This window comes from Pseudoalteromonas sp. 2CM41L, assembly GCF_023161905.1.
Taxonomy (GTDB): Bacteria; Pseudomonadota; Gammaproteobacteria; order Enterobacterales; family Alteromonadaceae; genus Pseudoalteromonas; species Pseudoalteromonas atlantica.
In genome coordinates this window covers 19,334-31,537 of sequence record NZ_JALNTN010000021.1, presented here as the reverse complement: position 1 = coordinate 31,537, position 12,204 = coordinate 19,334, and the positions used below count along the sequence as shown (strand labels likewise).

The following is a 12,204-nucleotide window of genomic DNA, read 5'->3' as shown; positions in this document are numbered from 1 at the left end:
CCTTTTCGCGCTTGCATTAAAAAGCCCCAGCAACGGCTGGGGCTTTTGTTAATACCAGCTCCTTAATTAAGTGAAGCTGGAAAAACGACAATTGTGCAGTATTAACTGCTTAAAATTTACTTCTAAAACCAATATAGAAGGTTTGTCCGATTGGGTCATACGTACCTGCGTCGGTTTCAGTACCTGTGCTTGAGCCACTTACACCTGAAAGTATACGCGGAGGCTCTTTATCAAATAGGTTGTTAGCGCCAGCGTATAGCTCTACCGCGTCACTTATATGATAGCTTGCTTGTACATCGTGGTAGGTTACTGAGCCAATACCCACGCCGCCAGCTGGAATACCAAAGCCACTTAAGAATTGATCATCAAAGTCAGCAGCCCCTATGTAGGTCATGCTCCAGTTAAAATCAAAGTCATCAAGCTTATAGCCTAAGTTCCAGTTAGCTTTGTGTTCAGATGCGCCAATTTCACCAGCAAACTCATCTTTATCCGCACCCGGTAACGGAATAGTGTAACCGTCAATCAAGTAAGTGTATGCAAGGCGAGTTCTAAATGCGCCTGGGCCAATATCGGCAGAGTAAGTTAGTGTTAAATCAACACCTTCAGTTCCTAAACCACCACTATTTGATACACCACTGTCAATAAACTCAAGTGAACCTGCGCTATTATTACCAGAAGGGCCGCTACGACGAGTTATAAAGCTACAGAAGCTATCGTCACCACCGCCATAACATTGGTCTAAAATAAATTGGCGCGGTGTAGATACAATCGCATCTGTGATTTCTATATCAAAGTAATCTAGGGTAACGTCAAGGCCCGAAATTAGCTCCTCTGGGGTAAATACCACACCCACAGTCACAGAGTCGCCCACTTCTTCTTTTAAGTCTGGGTTACCACGGTTAAAACCACTAATACCCTGTAAATCAGACTGGTTAAGGGTAAACTCACCGTTTGATGCAATATTATTTGCAACACCCGCATCGGCACGACACGCATCACCTACAGCGCCACCGCCACTGTTTGTAACACCTATACATGGATCGTTTAAACCACTTGGGAATGTTTGCGAAGGCGGTGAAAATAACTCATCAATATTAGGCGCACGTGTAGAACGAGCACGGGTAGCACGAAGGCGTAAGCTATCCATCACTTCCCAATCAACACCTACGTTCCAGCTTTCTGTATTACCTACTGTTGAGTAGTCAGATAAACGGACTGCGGCGTTCATTGTTACCGCATCCAGCACAGGAATGTTAGCCTCAACATAGTATTCAGTTACATCAAAAGAACCTTCGGTTGCAGGAATTGCATTACCGGCATTTAAGCCTGCTTGCTGTAGGGCATCAAATTCACTGCGAGAAAACTCTTCGCGGTATTCAAAACCAGCCGCAATACCTACCATACCCGCAGGCAGCTCAAATAAATCACCTGAGATATTACCGCCAATAATTTCTTGCTCTACCGACGTAGAAAGCGTACTTGGCGCACTTACAAAATCAATTGCACCTTGCGATAGTGAATTAAATCCGTAAATGTTTACTGGCGCACAATTAAAGCCACGCGCTGTTGCATCAATACAAATCGCTTCATCGGTAATGCCATCCGCATCTAAATCTTGGCTATCAATTACCGCCTCTAAACCTTGGCGAAAGCTTTGTACATTTACTAAGCCACCTGATACTTGCGACTCTTTTGTTTTACCGTACACATAGTAGGTATCGTAAAACCAGCTGTCGTTAATCTCACCCTGAAAGCCCACAGCTAAGCGGAATGTATCACGCTCTGCACGGGCACCACGGTTACCTACGTCACTTAAACGTTTTGCAAAAAAGATATCTCTAGCACCATCACCGTCGGTGTCTGTTGCTGCATTGTATATATCATCCGGCACAAAGGCATTTCTGAGCATTTCACCATTTACGTCAAACTCAATTGGCACGCGGCCATTGGCATAAATGTCATCTGAGGCAAACGGAAAAGGCTCTAACTCTGAAATAGTGGTACTAGATGCATACGTCCCTTCAAAAAAGAAGCTGTGTTTATCTGTTAGCTCGTAACTACCATTTGAGGCAAATAAGTAACGCTCTGTTGGTATAGCAATGGTACGTACGCCGCTTCGGTTAAAGCCGTTGGCATCTATACCGTCACCGCCATTGGTGCTAAACGAGTCCTGTAAGTTGTTGTTTGGATCGTAAGTAAAGCGTGTATCGCCCGCATCAAAACGCCCTTGTGGCGGAAATGATGAGAAAAACGGATTAACGGCTTCAAAAATAGAGCCCGGGTTTGCCGCCGGATCGTCTTCAAAATAAATACCTGAAAATTGGTCTACTGCAGAGCGCTCACGATCGCGTGAAAACACAGCTCCTTGGTCTGAGTAGCCTAAGTGGAACATGGCTTGACCTTTGCCATCACCCGTAGTTAAACCCGAGGTAAAAGAAAACTGACGCGATTCATCATCGCCTTCGCTTGATTCGCCGTATTGGCCTTCAAATTCTACGCCTTCAAAGTCATCTTTTAGTACAAAGTTAACTACACCTGCAACCGCATCAGAGCCATATACTGATGATGCGCCACCGGTCATAATTTCCACGCGCTCAATAAATTGACTAGGAATGGTATTTAAATCAACTGCCGAGCTACCAGGTACACCCGATACATAACGGCGCCCATTCACAAGTACTAAAGTACGGTTTGAACCTAAGTTACGCAAATCAACAGTAGCTACACCCGCGCTTGCCGTCGAAAAGTTAGAGTTAGTACGGCTAATAGCTGGAGAGCCAAATGCTGGGTTTTCTAGCAGTAGGTTTTGGATGTTTAAAGAACCCGATGCATCAATTGCCTCGCCACTTACAACCTGTATAGGTGCAGATGACATCGCCTCGGCTGAACGAATACGAGAACCCGTTACTTGCACGCGTTCTATTTTTTCTAGTTCGTCTTCTTCTGCGGCTAAACCTTGAAAAGAAAAGCCAGCAAGCACTGTCGCACTAAGTGCTAAAGACAATGAAGATTTTTTAAATGTACGACTATCTAAGTTATTTATTTTTTTCATACTATAATGTCCCTGAAATGTTATTTTTGTAACTGGTTGGTTACAAACATTTCAACATTAAGTGGAATAATTTTAAGACACTATGCGCATTATTTAATAGGCATTTAGTCAGGTACAAACAGCAGGATATATGGGATGAAGGTATTTATCCCAGATTGTTATAAATTAGATTAAATTTTTTTAACATTTTTTATTAAATACACGGTCTTTATAACTACACACTCTAGAGATGGATTTTTTTATGATTACTTACTTTCATGCACTAATTAGAGTTAGCACGAGCAAATTTGCAACATTCTTAACTCAGCAGGTGCAAGCTCACCGTCACTTTGATTCGCAAACACAACTGCCCGAGCAGCGTTTAGATCAAATAGATACCTCTCGTTTTAATGTGCTTTTTTACGAATTATCTAATTTAAATGATCCTACTCAAATAGTGCACCTAACTGAATTGGCTAAAACAATGAAAGTGGTGGTGATTGCTAGGTCGGCTGAATTTGCTAATTTTGCGTTTGAAGTCGGCGCAGTCGATTTTTTAACCGTCGATGCAACCGCTTCAAGGCTTGAAAAATGCTTCGATAAGCTTATTCATTTATGCCCATTAGCCACACAAGCCGAGCGCTTGTTTAAAGCCGCATCTGAAAACGAGCAACCTATTGCTGCACATATTGTTGTTAAAGATGTAGGTAAGGTACGTTTAATAGATATTAACGATATTGTATGGATTAACGGTGCGGGTAATTATGTAGAGCTGCACTTTAATGGTAACAGCGCCCCCGTTTTACACCGTGAAACCATGAAAAACATTGAGCAACAGCTAGAGCCTGAAGGTTTTATACGTATTCACCGCTCCACGCTAGTTAGAAAACATGCCATAAAAGAGCTTATGCCAACAGACAGCGGCGACTATAAAGTGAAGCTTAAAAACAATATCTCGTTAAATTTATCAAGAAGGTACAAAAACTGCCTAGAGAGCATTATAAGCCCCGTAGCATAGGGGCTTGTAATTCTATTTACCAGTAGGTTTTAATGTATTCATCGTCTGGGTGATGATGTAGGTAGCTTTCTGAGTCTTTATAAAAGTTAACTTCAATATCGCTGTTGTTCCAGACCTTCTCGAACATATTTTTAGCAATAATGTTTGCATATAAGTAATCTACGCGTTCGTAGCCACGCTCTTTTACGCTGGCAAAATACGCCTCTAACGAGTCCATGCTATCTACAGTTATTAACTCAAATTCTTCTAAATTAACCACAACACACTTTACCGCGCCTTTGGGGTGCATACTTAGTTCGTTCACCACGCCATTAGTTAGTAAAGTAATTCCTTCATTATTAAAACTACCCATTAGCTTTAAATACATGGTGGGTGGCTGAGAGCAAATATAAAACTCTCCATGTGCTCCAAACATAAATAACCTTTTATATATCAGTGCTTCATTAAAGCTTAATACATTTTGCGTATTTTGCAGTTAATTTATAAGCGCGATAAAAAAGGCCATTTCGAGGGCTTTTTCTTCAAGGCTTTTAAAACGCCCAGATGCGCCGCCATGCCCAGCATCCATATCGGTTTTAAATACCAGTATATTGTTATCGGTTTTGAGTTCTCGCATTTTTGCTACCCACTTCATAGGCTCCCAATATTGTACTTGAGAGTCGTGCAGGCCTGTGGTGACTAAAATATGCGGGTAGTCTTGGGCGCTAATATTATCGTACGGTGAGTACGCGGCTATTACATCATAAAAGTATTCATCGTTTGGGTTGCCCCATTCATCATACTCGTTAGTGGTAAGTGGAATACTTTCATCTAGCATGGTGGTTAACACATCTAAAAATGGCACATGACACCCTACACCTAAGTAAAGCTCTGGCGCTTGGTTTAATACAGTGCCCATTAACAAACCACCTGCACTGCCGCCAGAAGCAAATACTTTATTTTTATCACCGTAGCCTTGCTCTACAAGAGCCTTTGTAATATCAATAAAGTCGCTAAAGCTATTTTGTTTATGCTCTTTTTTACCTTGCTCGTACCAATGGCGTCCTAGCATTTCGGAGCCTCTAACATGTGCAATCGCATACACAAAACCGCGGTCTAGCAAACTCAATGAGGTACTCGAAAAGCTCGGATCTATCGTGTAACCATATGCACCATAGCCATATTGAAACAGCGGGTTAGTGCCATCTTTGGTAAAGGTGTCTTTTCTATAAACTAATGAAACAGGTACTTGCACGCCATCGCGTGCTGTCACGAATAAGCGCTCAGAGGCATAAAGTGCACTATCAAACCCGCCCAGTACTTGCTGCTGTTTTAACAATGTTTTTTTGCCTGTGGCTAAATCAACATCGTACAACGTTCCAGGCGTGGTTAGGCTTGAATAATAAATACGTACCGAACGCGCCTGTGGCTCGGGGTTCATCGCCACAGCGGCATAATAACATGGGTCGCTAAATTCAAGCGCCATGCGCTCTTGAGCTTGGTTAATAACAACAAAGCGAGCTTGACCTTGCTCGCGCTCAGTTAATACTAAAAAGTCGTCAAATATCTCTACGCCTTCAAGCAACACATGCTCACGGTGCGCGGTGTGCTCTTGCCACTGCGTTTTATCTGCAATCGTTTCGCTTGTTGCCGTCATCAGTCTGAAATTTTTAGCTTGCCAGTTGGTTACTATGTAATATGTATCGCCGTGTTTATCTATATCAAACTCATGCCCTTCTTCGCGCGGTAGTAATGCGTTAAATTCTCCTTGCGGGTTATTGGCATCAAGCACCCAGGTATCGTTTGTTTCGGTGGTGGCCAAATCAATAATAATAAGGCTCTCGTCACGGCTTTTACCCAAGCCCATAAAAAAGCTTTTATCGTGCTCTTCGTACACCATAACATCTTGGCTTTGCGCTGTGCCTAGTTCATGCCTAAACACCTGAAAACCCAGTAACGTTTGCAAGTCTTTTTTAACGTAAAATACGGTTTTATTGTCGTTAGCCCAAACAATTTGTCCTTCAGTGTTTTCTAAAACATCGCTGAGCATTTCACCTGTTTGCAGGTTTTTAAAATGTACGCTGTAAATTCTGCGCCCTTCGGTATCTTCGCTGTATGCCATTAATTGCTCGCATGGGCTTAGCGCGACTTCACCTAGTTCGTAAAATTCATGGTTTTGAGCTAAAGCATTCACATCAAGAAGTAACTGCTTGTTATCGGTGTTAATACTTGTGCTTCTGTAATGGCGCGAATACTCATCGTCACCACGTACCTCTGAGTGATACCAGTACTTGCCATCTTTAACCGGCACCGTGTTGTCATCTTTTACGATGCGCCCTTTTAGTTCTTCAAAAATACTGTTTTGAAGTGGTTTTATTGCGGCTAGTTGCTCATCGCAGTATGTATTTTCGGCCGCTAAATGGGCGAGTATTTCTGGGTTTTCGCGCTCATCATCGCGCATCCAGTAGTAGTTATCGGTGCGCGTTTTATTGTGCATAGTTAATTGATGAGGTTGCTTTTTAGCAACAGGAAAACGAGCTAATGATTGAGAAGAAAATTCACTTAAAGACACAACAAAACCGTATAAAAAATAACAATGCAGGCAGTTTATCATAAAAATAAAAAAGCCCACTCATAGAGAGTGGGCTTGAGGTATAAGTCCAAATTTTAAAATTACTGCAATTTTATTCTTGTCATTACACCCATGGGAAGATGGTTTTTATTTTAAAAGCGTTAAGAGACCTTAGTCCAGGCCATTGCCCAGCTTTTTCCGATACCAGGTTCAAAGCTTGGGTCTTTATCATTATTGGTTCTGCAAAATTGGCTAAATGGCCATGCCTTACATTGGTATATATAACCTGTTTTAGGCTGCAGTACGCGAGTCCCCGCATTGTATTGTTCGCCCCCATTAGGGTATACAAAATCATATGCTTGGTTGGTGCACTTAGCGGGGGTATCGCACTTTGCAATGCAATGAAAATCAACCTTTGCCTTATTAATACCGCTACTTTCTAGGGCAAATATTTCGTTATCTCTATAGCCAACAACCAACCCTTGTTTGGTCATTCTACCTGCACTTACCAGTGGCACATGCACGTTTATATACTCAGCAACTAAGCGTGGCCAAGCATGAGGCTCACCTTGTTCTAAAGAGGTAATTTTATAATCAAACGATAAATCAACAAGCACTCCTTGCATGTCTGAAAAGGTTACACTAACCACATCCCCAATGAATAATTGAGTATGATGGTTTAAACAACCTATAGTTGACCATTTTCCACAGGCCAACGACGTATGCATAAACACAGTAACACCTTAAGAGTCACAAAATTTTATCCATATCATATGGATACACAAAAACGACACTGAGGGCAAGCAATACCGTATAAAAATTATGCAGCAGCCCCGCTATCGTAGTTTACACCTTAGACCGGAAACTTTGCGTCTTAGCCTTTCGACTAATTTGCCAACAGAAAAAAGTGATTATAAAACGTGCGCAAAGCTTATTCAAACAAAAGAATGTAACCGAGATTTTTATATAACCCTAAATAACTAAAAAGCCAACTTGTTAAAGTTGGCTTTTAATAGTTTAAGAGGTTTGGTTTATAGGGGCTTTTCGCCTAAATACTTTTCGAAAAGCCATTTTAAACACGCCGCCAATATCGCCTAAAATAATGTACAAGCACGGCACCAATATAAGGGTGATTAGTGTTGCAAACATTACCGCAAAGCCTAGCGCTACTGCCATAGGGATTACAAACTTAGCTTGTAAGCTGGTTTCAAACATTATGGGCAGAACCCCTGCAAAGGTTGTAATAGAGGTTAATAATATTGCCCTAAAGCGTGCACAACCGGCTTCTATTACCGCGTTTTTAACGCTTACACCCTCTCGGCGTACTTGGTTTACGTAGTCGGTCATTACCAGCGAGTCGTTTATTACTACGCCGGCCGCGGCTATTAAACCAAAGCCCGACATTAAGCTAATGTCTAAATCAAACCAAAAGTGCCCCCAAATAGCCCCCGTTAAACTAAACGGAATAACCGACATAACAATAAGCGGCTGGGCATAACTTTTAAGTGGTACAGCAAGCAATATATAAACTAAAATCATGCCGCCTACAAAAAACAGCAGCTGCTCATTAGCTTGCGCCTGTTGCTCTTCTATTGCGCCACCTAGCTCTGATTTAACACTTGGGTATTCTTCTTTAAGTTGTGGAAGTAAGTTTTCTTTTACTTGCGAAACCACTTCGCCTGGCTCTATAACTTCTTCATCAATACTGCCGTACACATAAACAGTACGATAACCGCCCTCACGGCGAATATAGCTAATACCCGGCGTTTCGGTTAATTCAACCACATCGCCTAAAAGTACTTCACGCCCTTGCGGTGTAGTAACTACAGTGTGTTTTAGCGATGAAAACGCTTCGCGAGTCAGTTTAGGGTAACGTACCATTACTCTTACTTCTTCGCCGTTACGTATTACACGCTGTGCTTCGCCACCATAAAAACTAGCGCCTACTTGATTTGCAATGTTAGCAAGGTCGAGCCCTAGATCGTAAGCTACAGGTTTTAAGCTCATTTGCACTTCTTTGCTAGCAGGGTCAATGGTTGAACTTATATCAAACAAGCCTTTTTGTTGCTGCAATAGCTGAATAAAACGACGGCCTGCCGCATTAAGCGTTTCTATATCTGAGCCAAACAGTAAATAACCAAATTCGCCTTCGCCGGTGCCGCCACCGCCGCCAACATCATCTTCAATAGTGAGTGATTTAATACCGGCAATGGTTGGCATGGCTTCTCGCCAGCGGCGCGAAAGCTCAAACGCGTTATAAGGGCGTAAGTCTTCATCAACCAACGGCGCAAGTAACTGAGACTCCGTTCTGCCTTGGTTAAATACCAGTACATCACGAATTATTTTTTGGCCAAATTCACGCTCTGTTTCTTCATCAACTCTTAACACCATGGCTTCTACTTCACGAATAGCTGCAATAGTTTGTAAGTCAGACACATTGTCGTTCATTTCTATATGAATTTGCGGAAAATCATGCGGCACTTTTGGAGTGGGTACAGTGCGTACTTTATTTGATGTGATCAGCGCAATGCTTATAAAAAACATAGCAATAAAGCCAAACAATACTGTCCAACGCCAATCTACACAACGCGATATAAAACGCTTATAAGGGCCATTTACAAAGCCAAAAAAGCGGGTATTAAACCTATCGCGCCAGCCCCCTTTTTTAATGGGTGAAAAGTGCGTGTGGGCAATGTGCGCCGGTAAAATAAGTTTTGATTCAACTAAGCTAAATACTAAACACAGCATAACTACTACAGCAATACCGTAAAAAAAGGCGCTTTCTGGCCCGCTTGAAAGTGTAAACGGGGCAAACACTGCAATGGTTGTTAGTACACCAAATGTAGCAGGGGTTGCTACACGGTTAGCACCACGGACGACGTTTTCAACTCCGCCTCCGCTTTTTTCAACCTCAGTATAGGCGGCCTCTCCTATTACTATGGCGTCATCTACCACAATCCCGAGCACCATAATAAAAGCAAACAACGAAATAATATTAATGCTTATACCAAATAAAGGCATTAGCATCATGGCGCCTAAAAAACACACAGGTAAGCCAATCATTACCCAAAGCGCTAATTTAAAGCGCAAGAATAACGAAAGCATAATAGCGACTAATATTGCCCCTTGAAACAAGTTAGCTTTCATCATATCAAGGCGCGCATTTAGGTAGTACGTCATGTCCATTAATGGCTCTAACCTAACGCCCGGTGGCAGCTGGGTATTTTTTTGTTCAATAAATGCTTTAACCGAATCGGCAACGGGGATCATGTTTTGATCTTGCGTTGCCTTTACCGACATATACACCGCGTTTTCGCCATTAAATTTAAAGTAGCGCTCGCCTTCGGTAAATTGGTCTTTAATAACAGCAATGTCTTGAAGCGATACTTTAGCGCCGTATTCGCCTATTTTTACCGGAATTTGTCTAAACTCATCGCCAGAGTAATACTGGTTTTCAACCCGAACAGAAATAATCCCCGCATCTGTTGTTAGTTGCCCCGCCGAAAAATTAGCAGAGTAATTACGCACAGCGGTCATTACATCGCTTAGGGTTAAGTTGTATTGGCGTAAAGTGTCTGGGTCGATTTCAATGGCTATTTCATCAAGCGGCACATCGTTTTCTACCAACGACACGTTAGATAGCTGTAATAGCTCATCTTCAATTTGATTGGCAATTGGTTTGAGTTCTGTCAGCGGCAAATCGGCAACTAAGGTCATCCCTATAACATCTTGCCTAAACTCAATCTGACTTATGGTGACCGGTTCCATACCCGCAGGAAAGGTTGCAATACCATCAACACGCAGCTTTACCTTATCAAGTACATCGGTAAGCTCTGCATCAGTGTTAATTTCAAGGCTTGCTCTACCGCCATTTCTAAAGGCGCGGTACACGCCCTTTTTAATTTCGGTCACATCCTTTAGTGATTCTTCAATTTTTATAAGAATGCTTTCTTCAATTTCTTGTGGTGAGGCACCGGGGTAATTTGCCTCAACATTAATGTAGTTAATTTCTACATTAGGAAACATTTGGCGCTGAATGGTTAAGTAGCTAATAATCCCCATGATGATGATAAAAACCATCATTAGGTTGGCTGCAACAGAGTTTTTAGCAAAATAAGCTATTAACCCTGTTTGTTTTTTTTCAATTGATTCGCTCATTAATTTACACCTTATAACTGTTGCGCATCAGCGCTACTTTCGGTGTTTGTATTAGCGTTACTTGGCTCGCCCATGCCAGCCACTTTAACCTGCATGCCTTTTTGTGGGTACTCAGGTAACGTGGTAACCAACTTATCATCGGCGTTAAGTCCGCTGCTAATATAAAAGTACTCGCCTTCTTCTCTCACTACGGTTACTTTGCGCGGTTCAAGCTCTTGGTTTTCGTTAACTATCCACACCGTTTGGTTATTAACTAATGATTGCGGCAAACGGTAAATATTATTAAGCATGGCGCCTGCAAAATTAACCTGCACGTAGCTGCCAAATTTAATAGCCGGTTGCTGTGTTTTTAAGCCGTATGGGTCTTCAATACGTACCACTAAGCTGCTCATACGCGTCGCGTTATCTACAATACCTAGGTCGCGGTCAATCACGCCTTCACGTGTAAAACTGTTTAAACCTTTTTGAATAATAGTGGCCTTAATGCCCTTAATTCGCTCCGGTAAAAATACGCTATCAAAACCAGCAATAGGAATAATAACCTCTGCTGTTTCTATATTATTTAAATCGGCCACTTGTGCGCCCATAGCCACAAACTGGCCTACCCCCACATTACGACTTATAACAAGCGCATCGTAAGGTGCTTTTATATCGCAGTTTTCTAAATCGCGTTGCGCTCTTTTTAATGCGGCTTGCGCCGATTTAACCGCTGCTTGGGCGCTTAGCACCTGCGGTTTACGTAAAAACAAGTCGGTACGTGCCTTACTCGGAAAACGCTTTGCTTCGTCTTCGGCTACTTTTGCCTGCGCTTGCTCTTCAATTAAGGCCGCTTTGGCACGCGCTAAATCGGCCTCGGCTACCAATACGGCTGCTTCGTAGTTGTCTTTTTCAATGCTAATAAGTGTATCGCCACGAGAAACCACGCCACCCGCTACAAAGTTAGGGTGCCAGCTAATTACTTCGCCCGACACCTGCGCCGCCAACTGCGTATTTTCTAATGGTTTTATTTCGCCATAGCTGTTTATTATTACTTGATGATTATTAGCTTCTACAGGCTCAACTTGCACGGTGGGGCGTGTATCTACTGCTGTTTTACTTTGATCTTCTTGTGCAATAGCGTTTATTCCCATAAAGCCCACTACACCAATGGCTAATGCTACAAATGGGAACACCCATCTCAGTGAATTTGATTGCATATCCTAATTACCTCATATTTCTACTAACACTATAATAACAGAGCGCAATAAAACATTAACCTGACATTTGTAAGCAACTGTTACAAATAAAATTGGGAACTAAATATAGCTGTGTACCCGTTAACAAACACCTGCTATTCATCGCATTTATTATATTTTGTTACAATCTTTTACTGTTTAAAATCAACAAATTACAGGTTTAAGCTATTATTTCATCGAGAAGATGTGCGAACAAATTTTAATTTACGTA

At 42.1% G+C, this 12,204-nt stretch carries 7 protein-coding genes and 1 riboswitch; of the genes, 1 reads left to right on the top strand and 6 read right to left on the bottom strand.

Annotated features, from left to right (window positions below; translation table 11 throughout):
• Positions 1 to 109: 109 nt before the first annotated feature.
• Positions 110 to 3,052, bottom strand: coding sequence for a TonB-dependent receptor (locus MTF64_RS18265; protein ID WP_248452259.1), 2,943 nt, complete (start codon positions 3,050 to 3,052; stop codon positions 110 to 112).
• 241 nt (positions 3,053 to 3,293) lie between these two features.
• Between MTF64_RS18265 and MTF64_RS18260 the strand changes: the two genes are divergently transcribed.
• Entirely contained in the window at positions 3,294 to 4,049 is a 756-nt protein-coding gene (locus MTF64_RS18260; RefSeq protein WP_024033980.1) for a LytTR family DNA-binding domain-containing protein, read from the top strand.
• Positions 4,050 to 4,065: 16 nt separating this feature from the next.
• Here the strand turns inward: MTF64_RS18260 and MTF64_RS18255 are convergent, their stop codons facing one another.
• The 5 genes from MTF64_RS18255 to MTF64_RS18235 all read right to left on the bottom strand — a co-directional run bounded on the left by MTF64_RS18255 (position 4,066) and on the right by MTF64_RS18235 (position 11,954).
• Positions 4,066 to 4,464: a hypothetical protein gene (locus MTF64_RS18255; RefSeq protein ID WP_024033981.1), complete on the bottom strand. Its 399-nt coding sequence runs from the start codon at positions 4,462 to 4,464 to the stop codon at positions 4,066 to 4,068.
• A gap of 60 nt (positions 4,465 to 4,524) precedes the next feature.
• Positions 4,525 to 6,600 carry a S9 family peptidase gene (locus MTF64_RS18250; protein WP_248452258.1) on the bottom strand — a complete coding sequence of 692 codons (2,076 nt, stop codon included), beginning with the start codon at positions 6,598 to 6,600 and terminating at the stop codon, positions 4,525 to 4,527.
• 161 nt (positions 6,601 to 6,761) lie between these two features.
• Entirely contained in the window at positions 6,762 to 7,328 is a 567-nt protein-coding gene (locus MTF64_RS18245) for a hypothetical protein (RefSeq protein WP_029772913.1), read from the bottom strand.
• 95 nt (positions 7,329 to 7,423) lie between these two features.
• Positions 7,424 to 7,506, bottom strand: a riboswitch (cyclic di-GMP riboswitch).
• 111 nt (positions 7,507 to 7,617) lie between these two features.
• Complete coding sequence (locus MTF64_RS18240; RefSeq protein WP_248452256.1) at positions 7,618 to 10,758, bottom strand: efflux RND transporter permease subunit; 3,141 nt, start codon at positions 10,756 to 10,758, stop codon at positions 7,618 to 7,620.
• A gap of 11 nt (positions 10,759 to 10,769) precedes the next feature.
• Positions 10,770 to 11,954 carry an efflux RND transporter periplasmic adaptor subunit gene (locus tag MTF64_RS18235; protein WP_054983590.1) on the bottom strand — a complete coding sequence of 395 codons (1,185 nt, stop codon included), beginning with the start codon at positions 11,952 to 11,954 and terminating at the stop codon, positions 10,770 to 10,772.
• Positions 11,955 to 12,204 lie beyond the last annotated feature (250 nt).